Annotated in this window: 20 protein-coding genes; 5 read left to right on the top strand and 15 right to left on the bottom strand. The window is 60.2% G+C overall.

What is annotated here, in order from left to right; translation table 11 throughout:
- Positions 1–67 precede the first annotated feature (67 nt).
- The 4 genes from L6D63_RS02215 (at position 68) to L6D63_RS02230 (ending at position 3,402) form a co-directional block, all read left to right on the top strand.
- The gene (locus L6D63_RS02215) at positions 68–877 is read left to right on the top strand and encodes a MetQ/NlpA family ABC transporter substrate-binding protein (protein ID WP_095667828.1); all 810 of its coding nucleotides are present in this window, start codon (positions 68–70) and stop codon (positions 875–877) included.
- 2 nt (positions 878–879) lie between these two features.
- Positions 880–2,001 carry a methionine ABC transporter ATP-binding protein gene (locus tag L6D63_RS02220; protein ID WP_236170262.1) on the top strand — a complete coding sequence of 374 codons (1,122 nt, stop codon included), beginning with the start codon at positions 880–882 and terminating at the stop codon, positions 1,999–2,001.
- Positions 1,991–2,635: a methionine ABC transporter permease gene (locus L6D63_RS02225; RefSeq protein WP_121183078.1), complete on the top strand. Its 645-nt coding sequence runs from the start codon at positions 1,991–1,993 to the stop codon at positions 2,633–2,635. The genes L6D63_RS02220 and L6D63_RS02225 overlap by 11 nt, the downstream gene beginning before the upstream one ends.
- Positions 2,636–2,772: 137 nt before the next feature.
- The gene (locus tag L6D63_RS02230) at positions 2,773–3,402 is read left to right on the top strand and encodes a class I SAM-dependent methyltransferase (RefSeq protein WP_131670862.1); all 630 of its coding nucleotides are present in this window, start codon (positions 2,773–2,775) and stop codon (positions 3,400–3,402) included.
- An 84-nt stretch (positions 3,403–3,486) separates the two neighbouring features.
- Here the strand turns inward: L6D63_RS02230 and L6D63_RS02235 are convergent, their stop codons facing one another.
- Genes L6D63_RS02235 through L6D63_RS02245 form a run of 3 tightly spaced genes read right to left on the bottom strand, consistent with a single transcriptional unit; the run spans position 3,487 to position 8,701 of the window.
- Positions 3,487–6,540 (bottom strand): efflux RND transporter permease subunit, encoded by a 3,054-nt coding sequence (locus L6D63_RS02235; RefSeq protein WP_131670861.1) that lies wholly within the window; start codon positions 6,538–6,540, stop codon positions 3,487–3,489.
- Positions 6,537–7,601, bottom strand: coding sequence for an efflux RND transporter periplasmic adaptor subunit (locus tag L6D63_RS02240; RefSeq protein ID WP_121183076.1), 1,065 nt, complete (start codon positions 7,599–7,601; stop codon positions 6,537–6,539). Before L6D63_RS02240 ends, L6D63_RS02235 begins: the two co-directional genes overlap by 4 nt.
- Positions 7,598–8,701, bottom strand: coding sequence for an efflux RND transporter periplasmic adaptor subunit (locus tag L6D63_RS02245; protein ID WP_047290789.1), 1,104 nt, complete (start codon positions 8,699–8,701; stop codon positions 7,598–7,600). The genes L6D63_RS02240 and L6D63_RS02245 overlap by 4 nt, the downstream gene beginning before the upstream one ends.
- A gap of 259 nt (positions 8,702–8,960) precedes the next feature.
- Between L6D63_RS02245 and L6D63_RS02250 the strand changes: the two genes are divergently transcribed.
- Positions 8,961–10,157 (top strand): AAA family ATPase, encoded by a 1,197-nt coding sequence (locus L6D63_RS02250; RefSeq protein WP_121183074.1) that lies wholly within the window; start codon positions 8,961–8,963, stop codon positions 10,155–10,157.
- Between the two features lie 119 nt (positions 10,158–10,276).
- On the opposite strand, the gene L6D63_RS02255 is transcribed toward L6D63_RS02250, so the two are convergent.
- From L6D63_RS02255 to L6D63_RS02310, 12 genes are all read right to left on the bottom strand, one after another.
- Positions 10,277–11,149 (bottom strand): transporter substrate-binding domain-containing protein, encoded by an 873-nt coding sequence (locus tag L6D63_RS02255; protein WP_047290787.1) that lies wholly within the window; start codon positions 11,147–11,149, stop codon positions 10,277–10,279.
- Positions 11,146–11,928 carry an amino acid ABC transporter ATP-binding protein gene (locus L6D63_RS02260; protein ID WP_131670860.1) on the bottom strand — a complete coding sequence of 261 codons (783 nt, stop codon included), beginning with the start codon at positions 11,926–11,928 and terminating at the stop codon, positions 11,146–11,148. Before L6D63_RS02260 ends, L6D63_RS02255 begins: the two co-directional genes overlap by 4 nt.
- The gene (locus L6D63_RS02265) at positions 11,925–12,584 is read right to left on the bottom strand and encodes an amino acid ABC transporter permease (RefSeq protein ID WP_047290785.1); all 660 of its coding nucleotides are present in this window, start codon (positions 12,582–12,584) and stop codon (positions 11,925–11,927) included. The genes L6D63_RS02260 and L6D63_RS02265 overlap by 4 nt, the downstream gene beginning before the upstream one ends.
- Entirely contained in the window at positions 12,565–13,230 is a 666-nt protein-coding gene (locus tag L6D63_RS02270) for an amino acid ABC transporter permease (protein WP_041071136.1), read from the bottom strand. The genes L6D63_RS02265 and L6D63_RS02270 overlap by 20 nt, the downstream gene beginning before the upstream one ends.
- Positions 13,231–13,817: 587 nt before the next feature.
- Entirely contained in the window at positions 13,818–14,615 is a 798-nt protein-coding gene (locus L6D63_RS02275; RefSeq protein WP_041071133.1) for a MetQ/NlpA family ABC transporter substrate-binding protein, read from the bottom strand.
- Positions 14,616–14,875: 260 nt separating this feature from the next.
- A complete protein-coding gene (locus L6D63_RS02280) occupies positions 14,876–15,796 on the bottom strand; it encodes a sigma 54-interacting transcriptional regulator (RefSeq protein ID WP_121183069.1) in 921 nt (306 codons plus the stop codon).
- 59 nt (positions 15,797–15,855) lie between these two features.
- On the bottom strand, positions 15,856–16,437 hold the full coding sequence (locus L6D63_RS02285) for an alpha/beta hydrolase (protein ID WP_131670859.1): 582 nt from the start codon (positions 16,435–16,437) through the stop codon (positions 15,856–15,858).
- A 280-nt stretch (positions 16,438–16,717) separates the two neighbouring features.
- A complete protein-coding gene (locus L6D63_RS02290) occupies positions 16,718–17,119 on the bottom strand; it encodes an ExbD/TolR family protein (protein ID WP_003220570.1) in 402 nt (133 codons plus the stop codon).
- A 1-nt stretch (position 17,120) separates the two neighbouring features.
- Complete coding sequence (locus L6D63_RS02295) at positions 17,121–17,846, bottom strand: MotA/TolQ/ExbB proton channel family protein (RefSeq protein WP_095667838.1); 726 nt, start codon at positions 17,844–17,846, stop codon at positions 17,121–17,123.
- 44 nt (positions 17,847–17,890) lie between these two features.
- Positions 17,891–18,706 carry an energy transducer TonB gene (locus tag L6D63_RS02300; RefSeq protein ID WP_121183064.1) on the bottom strand — a complete coding sequence of 272 codons (816 nt, stop codon included), beginning with the start codon at positions 18,704–18,706 and terminating at the stop codon, positions 17,891–17,893.
- A gap of 379 nt (positions 18,707–19,085) precedes the next feature.
- Positions 19,086–19,412, bottom strand: coding sequence for a hypothetical protein (locus L6D63_RS02305; RefSeq protein WP_007952780.1), 327 nt, complete (start codon positions 19,410–19,412; stop codon positions 19,086–19,088).
- Positions 19,413–19,593: 181 nt separating this feature from the next.
- Positions 19,594–20,937 carry an aryl-sulfate sulfotransferase gene (locus L6D63_RS02310; protein WP_121183062.1) on the bottom strand — a complete coding sequence of 448 codons (1,344 nt, stop codon included), beginning with the start codon at positions 20,935–20,937 and terminating at the stop codon, positions 19,594–19,596.
- Between the last annotated feature and the right edge of the window lie 12 nt (positions 20,938–20,949).

Raw genomic sequence — 20,949 nt, forward strand, 5'->3', positions numbered from 1 at the left:
GCTGGCTTGCCAGCGATGAGGCCCGACTAGACACCACAAAATTCATGCACTGACTGGAAAAACCACCATGACCAAGAAACTCCTGTCCCACCCAGTCAAAGCACTGGCCCTGGCCTTCGGCCTGTTCAGCTCGGCGGTGTTCGCCGCCGATGCACCACTGAAAATCGGCACCACCGCTGCCTTCGCGATTCCGCTGGAAGCCGCCGTAGAGGAGGCCTCCAGACAAGGCCTGAAAGTCGAGCTGGTGGAGTTCACCGACTGGATCGCACCGAACGTCAGCCTCGCCGCCGGCGACATCGACGTGAACTACTTCCAGCACATCCCGTTCCTCGAAAACGCCAAGGCGGCCTCCGGTTTTGACCTGGTGCCGTTCGCCCCGGGGATCATCAACAACGTCGGCCTCTACTCGAAAAAATACAAAAGCTTCGACGAGTTGCCCGAAGGCGCCAGCGTCGCCATCGCCAACGACCCGATCAACAGCGGTCGCGGTCTGCAACTGCTGGCCAAGGCTGGCCTGATCACCCTCAAACCTGGCGTCGGCTACAAGGCCACCGAAGACGACATCGTCACCAACCCGAAGAAGATCAAGATCCTGCAAGTCGAAGCCGTGCAACTGGTGCGCGCCTACGATGACGCCGATCTGGTCCAGGGCTACCCGGCCTACATTCGTCTGGCGAAGACCTTCGACGCCGGCTCCGCACTGCTGTTCGACGGCCTCGACCACAAGGAATACGTGATCCAGTTCGTGATCCAGCCGAAGAGCAAGGACGATCCGCGCCTGATCAAATTCGTCGACATCTACCAGCACTCGCCGGCCGTTCGCGCCGCGCTGGATAAGGCTCACGGCAAGCTGTATCAGGCCGGTTGGGAAAGTTGAACATGACCGCCGCGATCCAACGGCGACTGGAGATTCCAGAGCCAAAACATGCTGAAAAAACCGAACTGCATCCCGAGCTGAATCGCGCCCACGTGCGCTTCATCGGCCTGGGTAAAACCTACGCGGGTCGGCAAGGCCCGGTGGCGGCCCTGCAAGGCATCGACCTGGCGATTCAGCGCGGCGAGGTGTTCGGCATTATCGGGCGCAGCGGCGCCGGCAAATCGTCGCTGATCCGTACGATCAATCGTCTGGAACAACCGACGGCGGGACGGGTGCTGATCGATCAGGTCGACATCGGCGAGTTCGATGAGGATCGCCTGGTCGCACTGCGCCGAAGGATCGGCATGATCTTCCAGCACTTCAACCTGATGTCGGCCAAGACCGTGTGGCAGAACGTCGAACTGCCGCTGAAAGTCGCGGGCGTGCCGAAGGCGCAACGCGAGCAGAAGGTTCGTGAGCTGCTCGAACTGGTCGGCCTGCAAGCCAAGCACAAGGCTTACCCGGCGCAACTCTCCGGCGGACAGAAACAGCGCGTCGGCATCGCCCGCGCATTGGTGCATGACCCGGACATTCTGCTGTGCGACGAAGCCACTTCGGCGCTCGATCCCGAGACCACTCAGTCGATCCTCGGCCTGCTGCGCGAGATCAACCGGCGCCTCGGCCTGACCATCGTGTTGATCACCCATGAAATGGCGGTGATCCGCGAAATCTGCGACCGCGTGGTAGTGCTGGAACACGGGCGGATCGTCGAGCAAGGCCCGGTCTGGGAGGTGTTCGGCAATCCGCAGCACGAGGTCAGCCAGACCTTGCTCGCGCCGCTGCAAGACGCACTGCCGGAAGAGCTGCAAAGCCGTCTGCATGCCCAGCCGCCCTCCCCGGGCGCGGCGGTGGTATTGCGTTTGCAGTTCACCGGGGGCACCGCCGACGAGCCGGATCTGGCCGCGTTATTTGCCGCCCTCGGTGGACGCGTGAAGTGGCTGCAGGGCGGCGTCGAACGGATTCAGGGGCACGCGCTGGGACAACTGTTGCTGGCAGTCAGCGGCTCGTCCTTGAGCACCGAACAATTGCGCGAGCGCGCCGGGCAGTGGGCGCAACGGGTGGAGGTATTGGGTTATGTGGTTTGATCGTTTGCTCCAGGGATTCATCGACACCTTCCTGATGGTCGGTGTGTCGTCGCTGATCGCCTTGCTGGTAGGGATCCCGATGGCAGTGATTCTGGTCACCAGCGACAAGGGCGGGATCTATCAGGCGCCGCTGCTCAACCGCGCGCTGGGCGCGTTCGTGAATCTGTTCCGCTCGATCCCGTTTCTGATTCTGATGGTCGCGCTGATTCCCTTCACCCGGCTGATTGTCGGCACCACGTACGGTGTGTGGGCGGCGGTGGTACCGCTGACGATTGCCGCGACGCCATTTTTTGCGCGAATTGCCGAAGTCAGTTTGCGCGAGGTCGATCACGGCTTGATCGAAGCCGCGCAGGCCATGGGCTGCCGGCGCTGGCACATCGTCTGGCATGTGCTGTTGCCGGAAGCGCTGCCGGGGATTGTCGGCGGGTTCACGATTACGCTGGTGACGATGATCAACTCGTCAGCCATGGCCGGAGCGATTGGCGCCGGCGGCCTCGGCGATATCGCTTACCGCTACGGTTATCAACGTTTCGACAGCCAGATCATGCTGACGGTGATTGTGTTGTTGGTGGCGTTGGTGGCGGTGATTCAGGTGGGCGGCGATCGCCTCGCCAGAGGTCTGAACAAGCGCTGAAGCAAGATCAAAAGATCGCAGCCTTCGGCAACTCCTACAGGGGAATGCGATCTTCTGTAGGAGCTGCCGAAGGCTGCGATCTTTTAAAGCGCGAAAGCGCTTATAGTCTGCTCAACTCCCCCCAAACAGTCCGCCCCATGAAACAGACTCCCACCGATCTGGAACAGATCACCGCCACCACCCTCGGCCACTACAACTCGGTGGCCGAAGACTTCCGCGAAGGCACCCGCGACCACGATGTCAGCCAGAACATCGACGCCTTGCTTCGCCACATCCAGGGTCCGGCACCGTTCACCCTGCTCGATTTCGGCTGCGGCCCCGGACGTGATTTGCAGACGTTCACCCGCATGGGCCACGTCGCGGTCGGCCTTGATGGCTCAGAGGAATTTGCGCGCATGGCCCGCGAAGACAGCGGTTGCGAGGTCTGGCAGCAGGACTTTCTGAAACTCGATCTGCCGACCGAGCGCTTCGACGGCATCTTCGCCAATGCGGTGCTGTTTCATGTGCCGTTGCAGGAGTTGCCGCGGGTGCTCAAGCAGCTGCATGGCACACTGAAACCGGGCGGGGTGTTGTTCAGTTCCAATCCGCGCGGGGATAACCGTGAGGGCTGGAATGGGCCACGCTACGGCTCATATCACGACCTGGACGCGTGGCGCGGGTTGTTGACGGCGGCGGGGTTTGTCGAGCTTGAACATTACTACCGGCCGGCGGGATTGCCGCGCGAGCAGCAGCCTTGGCTGGCGAGTGTCTGGCGGCGGGTTGGCTAAAGATCAAAAGATCGCAGCCTGCAGCAGCGCCGACATGGGATTTCCTGTAGGCGCTGCCGCAGGCTGCGATCTTTTGCTTTTGCCTTATGCGGTCTCTTTCTTCGGCTCGCGAATCTTGTACCAGGCCACATACAGCGCCGGCAGAAACAGCAGGGTCAGCAACGTCGCAACCACGATCCCGCCAATCATCGCGTAGGCCATCGGCCCCCAGAACACTTCCCGGGCAATCGGAATCATGCCCATGCTCGCCGCCGCAGCCGTCAGCAGGATCGGCCGACGCCGGTGCTCGGTCGCTTCCACCACCGCATCCCACGGCGTATAGCCCTTCTGCTCGAACTCATCGATCTGCGTCACCAGAATCACCGAGTTGCGGATGATGATACCGATCAGTGCAAGGATCCCCAGGATCGCCACGAAGCCCATCGGCGTACCGGTCGGCACCAGCGCCAGCACCACGCCGATCAGACCCAGCGGCGCGACACTTGCCACCAGAAACATCTTCTGCACGCTGTGCAACTGGATCATCAGGAAGGTCGCCATCAAAAACAGCATCAACGGCAGGACCTTGGCGATCGGTCCCTGGGCCTTGCCGCTTTCCTCGACCGTACCGCCCGTGGCGACTTTGTAGCCGACCGGGAGTTTTTCAGCGAACGCATCAATCGACGGCTTGAGCAGTTTCACCAGGTCGGTCGGCTGGATCTCGTCGCGCACCGAGGCCTTGATGGTGATGGTCGGCAGACGGTCACGACGCCACACCAGCGGTTGCTCCAGCTCATACCGCACGGTGGCGAAGGCCAGTAGCGGAATCGACGTGCCGTTGGGTGTGACGATCTGCAGGTTCTGCAGGGTTTCCGGGGTGCCGCGTTCGGAATCCACCGCGCGGCCGACGACATTGATCAGGTAGATATCGTCATCGACCTGGGTCAGTGGCGAGCCGCTGACGATGCTGTTCATCAGCTTTGCCACGTCTTCCGAGGACAGCCCGAGCTGACGCGCCTTGTCTTGGGCGATGTCGATGCGCAGCACTTTGCCCGGCTCGTTCCAGTCGTAAATGATCTCGCCGATGTGCTCGTTCTTGTCCAGTTCGGTCGCCAGATCGATAGCGTGCTTGCGCACCTGATCGATGTCCTTGCCGCTGACCCGGTACTGGATCGGGCGCCCCACCGGCGGGCCCATTTCCAGCGCCTGCACGTAACTGCCGATGCCGACGAAATCCTTGTGCAAGCGTTCACGCAGGCGTTGGCTGAGGGCTTCGCGGGCCTCGAAGTCTTTGCTGACGATCACCAGTTGCGCGTAGTACGGGTTCTGCAATTGCTGGTCGAGCGGCAAGTAGAAACGGATCGCGCCCTGACCGATGTAAGTGCTCCAGCGCACGATGTCCGGGTCGCCCTTGAGCGTGGCTTCGAGCTTGTCCACGGCCTTGCGGGTTTCGTCGATCGAGGCATTTTGCGGCAGGTTCAGATCGACGAGGATTTCCGGGCGATCGGAGGACGGGAAGAACTGGTTCTGTACAAAGCGCATGCAGAACACCGCCAGCACGAAGCACAACACGGTGATGCCGATCGCCCACCAGCGGTTGCGCATCGACCACAGCAATCCGCGGTTGAATGCCCGACCAATGCGTCCCGGCTCGCCCTCGTGAGGTTTCACATTGGTGCTGAGGATGTGCACGCCGATCACCGGTGCGAACAGCACCGCGACGATCCACGACACCAGCATGGCCACCGCGATCACCGCAAATAGGGTGAAGGTGTACTCACCGGCGGAGCTGGCGTTGAGGCCGATCGGCACGAAGCCGGCAACGGTCACCAGCGTACCGGTGAGCATCGGGAACGCTGTCGAGGTGTAGGCAAACGTAGCCGCCTGCTCCTTGGTCTCGCCCATTTCCAGACGCGTGACCATCATCTCCACGGTGATCATCGCGTCGTCCACCAGCAGGCCGAGGGCGATGATCAGCGCACCGAGGGAAATCCGCTGCATGGTGATGCCGCTGTATTCCATGAACACAAACACCATCGCCAGCACCAGCGGAATCGAGCACGCCACCACCAGCCCGGCGCGCACGCCAAGACTGATGAAGCTGACCACCAGGACGATGATCACTGCTTCGAACAGCGCGCTGGTGAAGCCACCAACCGCCTCTTCCACCACCACGGCCTGATCGGACACCGTATGGACGCCGACGCCAACCGGCAGATCAGCGGTGATCTGGTCGATCCGCTGGTGCAACGCCTTGCCGAATTCCTGAACGTTGCCGCCCTTCTGCATGGCAATCGCCAGACCGATTGCCGGCTTGCCGTCGAAACGGAATTCCGGCGTGGCCGGGTCAACATAACCGCGACTGATGTCGGCGATATCGGCCAGACGATAGAAGCGCTCATTGAGTTTGAGATTGACCTCGGCCAGATCCTTCTCCGACGCGAACTGCCCTGAAGTACGCACCGAGATACGCTCAGGCCCGGCCTCGATCACACCCGCCGGAGTCACGGCGTTCTGCGATTGCAGGCTCTGCACCACCTGACGCTGATCGATGCCCAGTGCCGCGAGCTTGCGGGTGGAGAAGTTCAGGTAAATCACTTCGTCCTGCTGGCCGATCATCTCGATCTTGCCCAGACCCGGCACGTTGCGGATCTCGGCGCGGGCCTGTTCCACGTAGTCGCGCAACTGGCGCATGGTCAGGCCGTCGGCGGTAAACGCGTAGACCGAGCCGTAGACGTCACCGAACTCATCGTTGAATCCGGGTCCCTGAATCCCTTGGGGAAACTGTCCGCGAATGTCATCGATCTTCTTGCGCACCTGGTACCAGATTTCCGGAATGTCCTTGGCGCTGGTGGTGTCGCGCAGGTACACGTAGACCGTCGATTCACCGGGGCGCGTGTAGCTTTTCACGTAGTCGAGAGAATCGAGCTCCTCGAGTTTTTTCTCGATGCGGTCGGTGACCTGCTTGAGGGTTTCCTCCTGGGTCGCGCCCGGCCATTTGGTCTGGATGACCATGGTCTTGATGGTGAACGAAGGGTCTTCTTCACGCCCCAGATTGAAGTAAGAGAACACCCCCATCAGCAACGCGACGAACATCAGGTACCAGACGAACGACTGATGCTTGAGGGCCCATTCGGAGAGATTGAAAGAGCCTTTCATTGACTGTCCTCGTCGAGTTTCACGGCTTGTCCGGGTTTGAGACTGTTGACGCCTGCGCTGACCACGCGCTCGCCGGATTTGACGCCGTCGGTCAGTACCACGGTGCCGTCGGTACGGCTGATCACGCTGACGTCACGGGGCGCGACGGTTTTGCTGGAAGTGTCGACCACCCAGATGCGGGCCTTGCCATCGGCTTCCTGCAGGGCGGTGGCGGGCAACTCGATACGTGGCTTGATCGCCGAACTGAGGGTCACGCTGATCGCCGTACCGAGGCGGAACCCCTCCGGGGTGCTGGCCAGGGTCAGCCGTGCGCGGCGGGTGCGCGTGGCGCTTTGAGCCTGTGGTTCGATCTCGCGAATGGTCGCGGTGGTATTGATGCTCGGGTCGAGTTGCCCGGCCACCAGAAACACTACGTCGGCGGGGATCTGATCAACCAGTGTGTCCGGCAGGTCGATCACCGCTTCCTTGATGTCCGGTTGCGCCAGAGTCACCACTTGCTGGCCGGCAGTCACCACCTGGCCGGCTTCGGCATTCCATGCGGTGACCACGGCTTTGTGGTCGGCGCGCAGTTCGGTGTAGCCGAGCTGATCCTTGCTCTGATCGACCGCCGCCCGTGCCTGATCGAGCGAGGCCTGGGTGGTTTTCAGATCGGTGATGGCGATGTCCAGTTGTGCCTGCGCGCCCACCCCACGATCAAACAGCGCCTGCTGACGCCGGGCGTTGGCCTGGGCGTTGATCAGTTGCGCCTGCACCTTGGCCAGATCGCCTTGGGCCGAACGCAACTGGTTCTGTTGATCGGAGGGGTCGAGCGTGGCGAGCAACGTACCCTTTTGCACCTCGGTACCGACATCAACGTTACGGCTGGCAATACGTCCACCGACGCGGAAACCGGTGTTGCTCTCGTAACGCGCCTGAATGCTGCCGGCGAAACGCCCGAGGGTTTCCTCGTTCAGCGCCTGTACCTTGATCGACAGCACGGGTCGTACCGGCTCCGGAGGCGGCTCGCTTTTCGAGCAGGCGGCCAGCAACACACTGATGGATAACAGCCCCAGACGCTTCATGGCTGTGCTCCCGGTTGCAGATCCTTGTAGGTGTTTTCGGCGATCTCGACTTTCATGCCCGGATGCAACAACTGCCCACCCGCGACAATGACTTTTTCCCCGCCTTGGAGACCGTCGCTGATGATCACCTTGCCGATCAGGTAGCGGCTGACAGTGACGTTGTGCAACTGCGCCTCGCCCTTGTCGTCAACCATCCATACGGCCGGCTCGCTGATGTTTTTGGTCAGCGCCGACCATGGCAATTCCACCGCCGACTTGCCGCTGCCCTTGGCCGTGGCGCTGACCACCGAGCCGAGCTGCATGCCCTGCGGCAGGCTGTCGAGGGTGACTTTGACTTGCACCGTGCCGGACTGCGCCGACACCGCCGGGGTGATTTCGCGCACCGTGCCGGTGGTCTTGATCGCGGGATTATCGAGCAGGCTGACGACAATCGAGCGATCGTCAGGGCGTTCGGCCAGCAGCGATTCGTAGACGTTGAACACCGCGTCGCGATCGCCATCGCGGGCCAGTTTGAAAATCGGCGCGGTGGCCTGGACCACTTGGCCGACCTCGGCCTGGCGCTCGGTGATAATCCCCGGGGCATCGGCGATCAGCGCGGTGTAGCTCAATTGATCCTTGGCATTGGCCAGTTGCGCCTGTGCCGCGCTCAAGGCGCTCTGGCTGCTGCGCAAGGCGGCTTGGGCGGAGTCGAATTCGCTCTGGCTGGTGTAACCCTTGGGCAACAGTTTCTGCTGACGCACGAACGCTGCGGCGCTCTGCTTGACCCGTGCCTGCTCGGCGATGACCTGGGCCTGAGCGGAATCGACGTTGGTCTGCAAATCCTTGGGATCGAGTTTGGCCAGCACTTGCCTGGCGCTGACCCGGTCGCCGACATCGACCATGCGCTGGATGATCTTGCCACCGACCCGGAACGACAGTTCGGTCTGCACCCGGGCCTGCACATCGCCGGTCAGGGTCACGGCAGCCGCGTAATCGGCGGGTTTGACCTCTTGCACAAAGACCCGTGGCAGGTACTCCGCCGGGGCTTCTTTCTTGCCGCAAGCGGTCAACAACGTGAGCAGGCTCAGCACGACAACTGTTTTCAATCCGGGACTCGCCATGCAGACTCCTTCCTGTGTACGAACGTGCAAGTGACGATACGACTGTGAGCTTAGAACAGGGTTCAACGTTCGCTCACGGGAATAACGCATTTTCCACATTGATTTCTGTGGCGAGGGAGCTTGCTCCCGCTCGACTGCGCAGCAGGCGCAAACCTTTCGAATCGGGGGTTGGGGCCGCTTTGCAGCCCAGCGGGAGCAAGCTCCCTCGCCACAGGGGTACAGGCACGGCACACTATCGGCTCCGGCAAAGGAAACGCCCATGCTCAAGACCCTCGCGGTGGCCAATTACCGCTCGATCAACAAACTGGTGATTCCGCTGGGCCGGCTGAACCTGATCACCGGCCCCAACGGCAGCGGCAAGTCCAATCTCTACCGCGCCTTGCGCCTGCTGGCGGAGACCGCTCAGGGTGGCGTGGTCAATGCACTGGCCCGCGAGGGCGGGCTGGACTCGACATTCTGGGCCGGGCCGGAAACCATCAGCCGGCGCATGCGCAACGGCGAAGTGGCGATCGAGCCGACCGTGCGTCAGGGCGTCAAACGGCTGCGCCTGGGGTTTGCCGGAGAGGATTTCAGCTACTCCATCAGCCTCGGCCTGCCCGACTCCAACGGCCACTTCATGTTGCCGGGAGACACTCAGCCCAGCCCCTCGCGTTTCAGCCTCGATCCGCAGATCAAGCGCGAATGCATCTGGGCCGGCCCGCTCTATCGACCGGCCAGCCTGCTGGTGGATCGCAACGGTGCGATGATCCGCGCCCGCGAAGCCCGCAGCTGGGACGTGCTGGCGCAACACACGCCGAATTTCGACAGCCTGTTCGACCAGATCGGCAGCCTGCGCAGTTCGCCGGAAGTGTTCCAGATGCGCGAGTTCATCCGCCGCTGGCGCTTCTACGATCACTTTCGCAGCGACGCCGACGCCCCGGTGCGCCAGCCGCAACTGGGCACGCGCACGCCGGTGCTGCACCACGACGGTCGCGATCTGGCAGCCGCGTTGCAGACCATCAATGAAATCGGCGACCCCGAGGCCTTGCAGGTGGCGATCAGCGATGCGTTTCCCGGCGCACGGCTGAACATCGCACCGCTGGCCGGCGGACGCTTTGCCATCGAGTTTTTCCAGGAGGGGTTGCTGCGACCCTTGTCGGCGGCGGAGCTGTCGGACGGGACGTTGCGTTATCTGTTGCTGATTGCCGCATTGCTGACGCCAAGACCACCGTCATTGATGGTGCTCAACGAACCGGAAACCAGTCTGCACCCGGATCTTTTGCCGGCGCTGGCGCGCTTGATCATTCGCGCGTCGGAACAGTGTCAGGTGTGGGTGGTGTCCCATGCACGGCGGTTGATTTCAGCGTTGCAGGAGGATCCGGAATGCAACTGCATCGTGCTCGAAAAAACGCTGGGGCAGACCGGAATTGTCGGGCAGCGGGTGCTGGATGAGCCGGCGTGGAACTGGCCGGATTGAAAGCGAAAAGATCGCAGCCTGCGGCAGCTCCTACAGGTTTCGCGTCGCGCCGTGATAGGGCGACAGGCGCTGTCCATGTAGGAGCTGCCGCAGGCTGCGATCTTTTGCGCCTTAATTAATCAACCCTGCCACTTGCCACCCTCGACAATCACACTCTCAGGCCGGGTGTCATCGCTCAGCTCTTTGCGCACGTATTGGTCGTATAGCTTGAGCAGGTACTTCTCTTCACCCAGCTTCGCCAGTTCGCTGTTCACCCAGTCACGCAGCTCGACATTACCCTTCTTCACCGCCGGGGCAATCGGTGCTTCGGCGCCGAGTTTTTCCTCCAGCACACGGTAGCCCGGGTTCTGTTTGGCCCAGCTGAACAGCACCAGATTGTCCTGCGCGTAGGCATCGCCACGGCCATTGGCCAGGGCTTGCAACGACTCGGAGTTTTTCTCGAACTTCAGCAGTTTCCAGTCCGGGTGGTTCCTGGTCAGCCAGATATCGGCGGTAGTCCCGGTGGTGACGATGGTGGTGCGGCTGGCCAGGTCATCCAGTTTTTTCACCGCACTGCTTTGCGGCACTAATGCCTGCACCGCCACCTTGAGGTTCGGGTTGGTGAATTCCACCGCCTCCTTGCGCTCCGGGGTCACGGTCATGTTGGCGAGGATCAGGTCGACCTTGTCGCTCTGCAGGAACGGAATGCGGCTCGCCGGCTCCACGGCAACAAACTCGACTTTGTTCTCGTCACCGAGCAGATCCTTGGCGAAACGCCGGCCGATGTCGGTGTCGAAACCGACGTAGCGCCCGGCCTCATCGACGAAACCGAACGGTGGCTTGTCGGTGAACACGCCGACGATCAGTTTGTCGCGAGCCTTGATCTTATCCAGGTAACCGGCTGGCGCGGTGCTTTCACTGGCGACTTTAGGCTTGGCCGGTTCTTCGGTTTTGCTGCAACCGGCAAGCAAGGCAAGGCTGAGCAGGGGCAGTAAAAAAGCGGCAGTTTTCATAACAGTTCCAGTTCCTTTGTCGGATTCGTTTTTGGCAGTGTTGCAACGAAGGAGAACTTCTCCAGGAACTGCTGCGCGCGTGCGGTTTGCGGGTTCGTAAAGAAAATCTCGGGCGGGTTCTGTTCAAGGATGCGCCCGGCATCCATGAACACGATGCGGTCGGCCACCGCGCGGGCGAAGGCCATTTCGTGGGTGACGATCAGCAGGGTCATGCCCTCGCGGGCCAGGCCCTGAATCACTTGCAACACTTCCTTGACCATCTCCGGATCAAGGGCGGCGGTGACTTCATCGAAGAGCATGACCCGTGGGTTCATGCACAACGAACGGACGATGGCGATGCGTTGCTGCTGGCCGCCGGAGAGCTGGCGCGGGAAGGCATCGCGCTTGTCCGCCAGGCCCACGCGTTCGAGCAGCGCTTCGGCTTGCTGCTGCGCTTCACGGCGCTGACGCTTTTGCACCTTGAGCGGGCCAAGCAATAAATTGTCGAGCACGCTCATGTGCGGAAACAGGTGATAACTCTGGAACACCATGCCGATCTGTTGGCGCACTTCGCGCCAGTCGGTGGCCTTGTCCAACAGTTCACGACCGACAAATTTCAAGCTGCCGCTGTGCGCTTCTTCCAGACCGTTGAGGCAACGCAGCAACGTACTTTTGCCACAACCGCTGGGGCCGAGAATGACGATCACTTCGCCGCTGCGCACGCGCAGGTCGATGCCCTTGAGCACCTGTTGCTCGCCATAGAATTTGTTGAAACCCTGAAACTCGATCAATGCGCTCATGCTTGCGTCCAGCGTCGCTCCAGCACGCGCGAGGCGGCCGACAGCGGGTAGCAGATAAAAAAGAAAAACAGGAACAGCGCGCCGTAGATCAACACCGATTCGTAGGTGCGCTCGATGATCTGCTGGCCGACCTTGATCACATCGACCACGCCAATCAGCACCGCCAGCGAACTGGTCTTGATGATCCGTGTGTAAACGTTGATGGTCGGCGGCGTCATGCGTTTCAGCGCCTGCGGCAGCAACACGTAGCCGTACAGTTGCGCCGCATTCAGACCAATCGACAGTCCCGCTTCACGCTGCCCGCGCGGCAATGAATGCAATGCACCGCGCGCCACTTCGCCGACTTCGCTGGCACCCCACAGCGACAGCACCAGCACCGCACACCAGAAGCTCGGCAGGCTCAGGCCGAAGAAAATCGGCAGGCCGAAAAACAGCAGGTACAACCAGACCAGCACCGGAATCGCCCGGAACAGTTCCAGATAAACCCGCAGAATCGCGTTCAGCCACGTCACGTTGAGCGTGCGCAGTACGCCGTAGAGCACGCCGCCAACCGTGCTGATGGCGATGCTCAGGAATGAGATCGACAGGGTTTGCCCGGCGCCTTTTGCCAGTTGTGGCAACGACACCCAGAGCAGTTCAAGACCCGAACTGGCCATGCTGAAGCCTCCTTTCCAGGCGGCTGAGCAACAGCGACAGCGGCAAGAACAACAGCACGCAGATCAGCGTCAGCACGGCGAGCATTTCGTAGGTCTTGTAGTAGAGCGCGATGTAGCTCTTGGTGGTGTAGAGGATTTCCGGCACCGCCACCGCCGAGACCACGGTGGTTTCCTTGAGCAGGAAAATGAAATTGGCGAACAGCGACGGCAGGCTGAGAATCCCCGCCTGCGGCAGGATCACGTAGCGCAGCAACTGACCGTGGGACAGGCCGATGGAGCGCCCCGATTCCAGTTGCGCCTGCGGCACCGCATCGATGCCGGCGCGCAATACCTCGGTGAGGTAGGCACCGCCAAGGAAAGTCATGGTAATGATCGCTGCGGTGAATCCGGAAACCTTGATCCCCAGCGCCGGCAAGGCGAAGTAGACGAAGAACAGTTGAATCAGCAGCGGCGTGTTGCGCGCCAGCTCCACATACAGGCCGACGGCGCGCTGCAGGTAAGGCGTACGGAACACCAGAATCGTCGCGTTGAGCAGGGCCACCAGCAGCGACGTGCCGATGGCAATGAACCCGACCTGCAGCGTCACGCCCACAGCCTTGAGAAAAGCCGGCAGGGTACTGAGGATAAAGGCGTAGTCGAAAGTCATGAAGCATCCTGGACGTCGCTCGGTAAGCGACGGTCATGCAGTCCATGGACAGCGGTTAACTGTCCGGCAGGTGCTGACTTTATAGGTATAAAAACAAGAATTTAAATACCGTTAAAGCATATTGATATCACCCAAAAAACTACCCTTCGGGTTTGCCGGGAAGGAATAAGAAGGCTATTTTCCCTTGCGCTGTAGGAAGGATCTTTTTTGCCTGAAAGCCCTCCAAGGACGAACAGCTTTTGGCCAGACTCCCCCGGCCAAACCATTACAAGGAAGACAACATGGACGTAAAAGTGCCGCAGCGACTGGATCCGCAGGACATCGTGAAATTGCTCGTGGCGTTGCGCCGGGCGTTGAAGGCTCAGGCGGCCTGAGTTACCACACATCAAGATCAAAAGATCGCAGCCTGCGGCAGCTCCTACAAAAGATCGCTTTCCCCTGTAGGAGCTGCCGCAGGCTGCGATCTTTTGATTCTGGCTTTAGATCCTGTGGCGATCCCATAAATCGAGCACACACAAAAACGCCGATGACCCTCACTGGCCATCGGCGTTTTTTTCATACCTTGAAGGGGTGGTTCAAGCGGCGGATCAGAACGCCGGCAGTACCGCGCCGTTGTACTTCTTCTCGATGAACGCTTTGACTTCAGGGCTGGTCAGGGCAGCGGCCAGTTTCTTGATGGCGTCGCTGTTCTTGTTGTCCTCACGGGCCACCAGGAAGTTCACGTAAGGCGAATCAGCGCCTTCGATCACCAATGCATCCTTGGTCGGGTTCAGCTTGGCTTCCAGCGCGTAGTTGGTGTTGATCATGTCCAGATCAACTTCCTTCAGCACGCGTGGCAGCAGGGCCGATTCCAGTTCCTTGAACTTAAAGTTGTGCGGGTTCTTGGCGATGTCTTTCGGGGTCGCCAGGGCGTTTTTCGGATCTTTCAGTTCGATCAGGCCCGCCTTCTGCAGCAGGATCAGGGCACGGCCGCTGTTGCTGCCTTCGTTCGGGATGGCGATGGTCGCGCCGTCAGGCAGATCAGCCAGTTTCTTGTACTTGCTCGAGTAGCCACCGAACGGTTCAACGTGCACGCCTTGCACGGTCACCAGGTACTTGGCCTTGTCGTCCTTGTATTTGCCGGCGTTGAAGCTGTCCAGGTAGGGCTTGGTCTGGAAGTAGTTGGCATCCAGACGCTTCTCGCCCACCTGCACGTTCGGCTGCACGTAGTCGGTGAAGACCTTGATTTCCAGATCCACGCCTTCTTTGGCCAGGGTCGGTTTGATCAGCTCGAGGATTTCCGCGTGTGGCACCGGAGTCGCCGCCACCACCAGTTTCTCGCCGGCCTGGGCCAGGGAAGCAGTCAGAGCAGCCGCCAATGCGGTAAACAACAGAACCTTTTTCATGCAGTGTCCTTATCGAGAATCACGGTCGCGAATGGCGACGGCTATTAATACCAGTGCCAGTGAAGTGCTATCTCTGGCGTGAAGCGGACAATACCGGGATTTTTTATTCCCGGACAATAACGTTTATTCACGTTGATATTCCATTTTGTTCATACACGCGAGATAGCCATGCAGGCGCTGCCGCAGGCAGCGATCTTTTTATTTTCAATGGTTTAAAAGTGCTGAAAGCAAGATCAAAAGATCGCAGCCTGCGGCAGCTCCTACACGAGCCCCGCGTTTTTCAGTAACTGCTTTAGCGACTGCTGATCGGCAGCGGTGCCATTTTCCAGGATTTGTTTGATCTGGCTTTCGATCTGCACCAGCGTCTGTGGCAGGTTCAGGTGCTCCGGGAGGATTTCCTCGCCGGTGCTGACCAGCAGCGCGAAGTGAATGACGTTTTCCAGCTCGCGGGTGTTGCCCGGCCAGCTGTGGCGTTCCAGCAGGTGCTGCGCGGCTTCGCTGATCAATGGCACCGGCAGATCCAGACGCTGGCTGTAGATGCCGAGAAAGTATTCGGCCAACGACAGGATGTCGCCGATCCGTTCGCGCAGCGCCGGCAATTCCAGTTGCCCTTCGCTGAGGTAGTGATAAAGCCGTTCGTGAAATTTCCCCGCGTCCACCGCTTGTGCCAGATCGATGCTGGTGGCCGCTACCAGCCGTACATCCACCGGGCTTGGCTGATGGGCGCCGACGCGGGTGACTTCATGATTTTCCAGAGCGGCGAGCAGTTTGATCTGGATCGGCAGCGGCAAGTCGCCAATCTCGTCCAGATACAACGTGCCGCCGTTGGCCGAACCGAACCAGCCGGCACGACTGCTGGCCGAACCGGTGTAACTGCCGGCGGCATAGCCGAACAGCTCGGCATCGGCGTAGGTCGGGCTGATCGCGCCGCAATTGACCGAGACGAACAGACCGCTGCGATCACTGGCGCGGTGGATGTGGCGCGCGAGCAACTCTTTACCGGTGCCGGTCTCGCCACGGATCAATACCGAGATTGTCCGTGGTGCCAGGTGCTCAAGCTCTTCACGCAGTTGCCGCGAACGCGGATCGACGAAGACCAGCGCCTTGGCACGGATGCTCAGGGGACTTTTTTCCGCATCGGGAAAGGTCAGCAACGGCTGACCGAACGCTTCAAAACTCATGGCAGACTCCCGCCCACAACCGCCGGGAGACGGGGGCGATCAAAAAGAAAAAATACCACTCAAGCGCGACGCCGCGCGTGGAGTTCCAGGCGGTTTTGCAGGCGATAGAGGTAAGCGAAACCCTGCTCCCAGCGCTGGTGCCCGGACTTGACGTTGATGTGCCCGGCCCCGGCGAGAATCCCCGCTTCGGCGCCCCAATGGCGCGCCAGCTCCAGCGCGCGTGGCGCGCTGACGGCGGCGTCGTTGTCGGAGGCGACGACCTGACTGGGGAACGGCAGCAGGTCAGTCGGGATCGGTGCAAAATTACGCAGCGCCGGTGCGCAGGACGGGCGCTCGACGTCGGCCGGCGCGACCAGCAACGCCCCGCGCACCTGCCGCAGGTATTGCACGGGCGCGGTAGCCGCCCAATGCGAAACGGTGACGCAGCCGAGGCTGTGGGCAATCAGGATCACCGGCGTGCTGTCGGCAGCAATCGCTTCGGCCAGCGCCGCGACCCAGTCTTCACGGCGCGGTGTCAGCCAGTCGGCCTGCTCCACCCGGGCGCTGTTGGGCAGGCTGTTCTGCCAATGGGTTTGCCAATGATCTTCTGGCGATCCTTGCCAGCCCGGCACAATCAGGTAACGGATTGATTCGTTGCGCATGGGGGAGCTCTCCTGCGTCGTGTCTGTTCCTGATCGAGTATAGGGACGGGATTTATATTCGTTAAGGAATAAGAAGCTATTTATTAAGACCCAAAAGAAATATGGTTGGCTTCGTGTAGGAGCTGCCGAAGGCTGCGATCTTTTGATTTTGATTTTAAGAACAAGAGCAAAAGATCGCAGCCTTCGGCAGCTCCTACAGGGATCGGGTGTGGGTTTAAATCGAGATAAAAAAAGGGCCGCACCCTGCCAAGGAGACGGCCCCGGAAAAACGTAAATCCTGTTACCGCGCCGTGATCACCGACAACTTGGTAATCCCCGCCCGCTCGATCGAAGCCATGGCCCGCGCCACTTCGCCGTAGTTCACCCCGTCGTCGGCCTGCAGTTGCACGCGGACTTCCGGGTCTTTCGCCTTGGCTGACTTGAGGTTGAATTCCAGCAGGTCCGGCTGGATTTCATCCTTGTTGATAAACAGTTTGCCGGCGCCGTCGATGCTTACCACCAGCGGATCTTTCTGCTCGACCGGTGCCACCGCTTCGGTCTTGGGCAAGTTGATCGGGATCGCATTGGTCAGCAGCGGTGCGGTGACGATAAACACCACCAGCAGCACCAGCATCACATCCACCAGCGGCGTCACGTTGATCTCGCTCAGCACCTCATCGCTGTCTTGCGTGGAGAAGGCCATATCAGGACGCCTCCTTCACTTTTGTCGCGTTGCCCGGTGCCGACACCTTGTTTGCAGTCGGGTGGATCAACACGCGGAACGCACTCTTCTGCGCCAGGCTGTAGAAGTCGTGGGCGAAGTCATCCAGATCCGCCGCCGTCAGTTTCAGACGCCGCAAAAAGTAGTTGTAAACCAGCACCGCCGGCACCGCGACCGCGATCCCCACACCGGTGGCGACCAGTGCCGCACCGATCGGACCGGCGACTGTTTCCAGGCTCGCCGAGCCTGCCGCGCTGATGCCCTTGAGCGCTTCCATGATTCCCCACACCGTGCCGAACAGGCCAATGAACGGCGAGGTACTGCCAATACTCGCGACCACCGCCAGACCGGTTTCCAGCGAACGCCGTTCGCGCACGATCTGCTGGCGCAAGGCACGTTCGAGGCGATCCTGATGGTTGATCGCCTGGCTCAGGTCATTGGCCTGCGGCGCCTCACCCACCTGAATCGCCGCGTAACCGGCCTGTGCCACCCGGGCCGCAGCGCCGGGTTGGGTTTCGCTCAATTCGGCGGCGGAGTCGAGACTCGACGCCGCCCAGAAGCGTTTATGAAACTTGCGATCCTGCACCTTCAGACGACCGAACTGCACAGCCTTGAGCAGCGCCAGTCCCCAGGTGGCAACGGAAAAAACCACCAGCAGCCAGATCACCGCACTTTCGATGGATTCCAGTGGAGAGGCCAGTAACGTCATGATGTGTTCCCTCGTGTAAACATTTAGCGCGAATAGGTTTCGGTTTAATGAATCTTGAAATCGATGGGCACGCTGACCCAGCCGTCCTGGGCGACATCACCCTGCCTGGCCGGGACGAAGCTCCACTGTTTGACGGCGTTGAGCGCTGCATCGTCGAGCTGCTGCCGGCCACTGCTTTTCTGAATCTGGATCTCGCCCGGCTTACCATTGGCCAACACATGCACCCTTAACATCACCGTGCCTTCCCAGCCGCGACGCTGGGCCAGCGATGGATACTCCGGCGCCGGGTTCTTCAAATACGCGGCGTTGGCCGAGGCCGGCGTTACCGGAGCCGGAGCCGCGGGTGCAGGTGGCGCTGGCGCAGCGACCGGGGCGGCCGGTTGCGGCGGCGCCGGTGGTTGCTCCACGGCTTTGGGTGCTGGCTTCGGCACCGGTTTAACCACCGGTTTCGGCTTGGGTTTGGGGATCGGTTTAGGCGGTGGCGGCTTCACCGCCAACTCGTCTTCAACCGGTGGCGGAGGTTCGACCACCGGCGCGGGCGGCGGCGGTTCAACCACGGGCGGCGCGGGTGGTGCCGGCCGCGAAAACTCGATGGTCATCGGCGGAACTTCCGGCGGCACGATCGGCAACGCTGGTGTCGGATGCTGATTGATCCAGTAGATCACCGCACCATGCACCAGCAGCGCCAGCACGCCGAGCAGGATCGCTTCACGACGGCTCAGAATGCCCTTGGGCGCGCGCTGCAAACGCAACTGCCCCAACGGCACACGATGGGGCCGGCCGAGATCGACCAATTCGCCACTTGGTGTCTGACGCCACAGCAATTCCTGTGCGCTGGCGGCGGTCTGGACATTGCCCATTGATTTACTCCCTGCGGTCTCTATGCGTTCTTTCGCTTGGCCGATCCGTCGTTTGTTGAATCCCCCACGGCGTGATCGATGGGTCAATCATTGGGCCAGCGGCTTATCTCCGAAAGTAATCTTTCATGTTATGGATAGACATTTATGGAATATGAAAAACGGTCATTTCCGCCAAAGCCACGGGCTGCAAGGCTTCCAGCGATTCGCCGAAATCGACATGCTTTCCCGGCATAAAAAGTATTCATCCAAGGCATCGGGTTATCGATGACCCGGGATTAAGTGACAACTAATACCAACGTGATAGTTGAAAAACTTTTCAAAAGGCAAACAAAAAGGCCGATGCACTTTTAATGCATCGACCTTCGATTTACGGAATTTTTTATTGCTTCACAAACTCCCCGGCCAGACCGACTACATCACCATCAAAGTTAGTACGCGAACCCACCGCACGAACTTTCGAATAGTTGTGATCCGGCGAGAACAGCGTCCAGGACTGATAGCCAGTCCCATCATTCAGCGCCGCGAACGTGATGATCGTCGGCTGCCCGGTACTGTTCTGGAAATGGTAATGCCCGTAGGCGATGTCGTAGTTCACGCCGTTCTGGCTGAACTTGCCGCTGAAGGTGCCGTTGGAATCGTTACCATCGGTGATCGTCAGTTTGGCGCCAGCGTTAGCGTTTACATAATTGCCATTAATGCTCGACATAACGTGATTTCCTTTATCGTTGGATAAGTGTCTTCCGATGAGAGCAAGTTTCCTCCTGGAAACTCACGACACACAGGATGGTTGTCCATTGACTTATTGTCCACGGCACTTATCAACGATATTGCTATATGCACTATTCATGTCGTTCATAACTTATTTCGATTCCGAAGAACCTTAATAACTAACGGCTGACTTGGGTTTGTTGCACACCGATGGCTGGTACCAGAACTGCCGTCTCTGAACGCGGCGTTCCCGCCGGAACCCAGTCATAACTCACAGGCAGCGCGCGATAGACCCAGTTGCTGATTGCATCACTGCCCGGCGCCTTGCCCAGATACGGGCTGACATATTCCCAGACGTTTTCACCGCTGGCCGTGACCTGGAAAAACCGCCCGTTCATGCCTTCGTCGATCAGCGTATTGCCATTGGGCAAGCGTCGCGCGCTGCTGATGAATGAACTGTAGAAGGCCCAACCCGGCTGCTTCGAATTCGCTGCGCTGTATTGCCAGACGAGTTCATTTTTCTGCGGGTCGATTTCCAGCACCCGCGAGCCGGAAATCAGCCCGAGGGTAACGTTTGGATAGCCCGCCGAACCCTGGTTATCGAACACCAGCAGATTACCGGCACCGGGGAGCCCGGCGGGGATGATGTGCGCGTCGTGTTGACCGACAAACTGATCCACCGGACGCGGTAATTTCTGCGCGGTTTTCGGGTTGATCAGCGGCAGGTTCGGGCCGAGGCGCCACACCACTTTGCCGCTGTGCTTATCGATGATCGCAATGAAGTTGGCATTGCGCGAATCGAGCAACAGGTTGTCCGGATTGAAGCGTTTGTCGCCGGCATCGAACCACTTGTTCGGCCCGACCACGCTGAGGTTGTTGATGTGCAAGTAATCCGGATTTTCGCTGGCGTGCACCAGTTTCAATTGCTCCGGGGTGAAGCCGAATTCGTTCAGGTGCTCCGAGGCCAGCCACTGCCATTTCACCGCACCGTCAGGACTGACTTCATAGATCGCATCGTCGATCACCTCAGGCACTTTGAAGCCTTTGACCTTATGCACCTTGTTCGCCAGCACCACCGTGTTGCCGTTGCTCAACCGGCGCTGATCGTGGTGTTGCTGTGCTGCGCCGCCAGGGGCCTTGTCGCCCCACTGCCAAACGACTTTGCCGCTCCAGTCCAGTTCGCCGACGCTCTGATTGCCCAGACCGTTACCGGCGGAGCCGAGCTTGCCCGGATCCTTGTCACTCAGTTGCAACAGCACATGCCCGCGCGCGCCGCCGACCAGTTGCGGGTCGATGATCGCCGACGGGAAACCCGCCTGTGGCCAGGTTTTCACCTCATTGCCGTTCATGTCGATCAAGTGGGTCTGCTTGTCGGCGCCACTGAAGATCACGTACTGGTTGAACGCTTTGTTCGGGTCATAGCGGGTGACGCCGGTCGGGTACACGCTGGGGGCGGCGAACACTCCGGTGCTTGAGACTGCGCCGGATAACAACAGGACTAAAGCGGTTTTGCCTGGCAACATGATGCAGCTCCT

This window comes from Pseudomonas parakoreensis, assembly GCF_021602155.1.
Lineage (GTDB): Bacteria > Pseudomonadota > Gammaproteobacteria > Pseudomonadales > Pseudomonadaceae > Aquipseudomonas > Aquipseudomonas parakoreensis.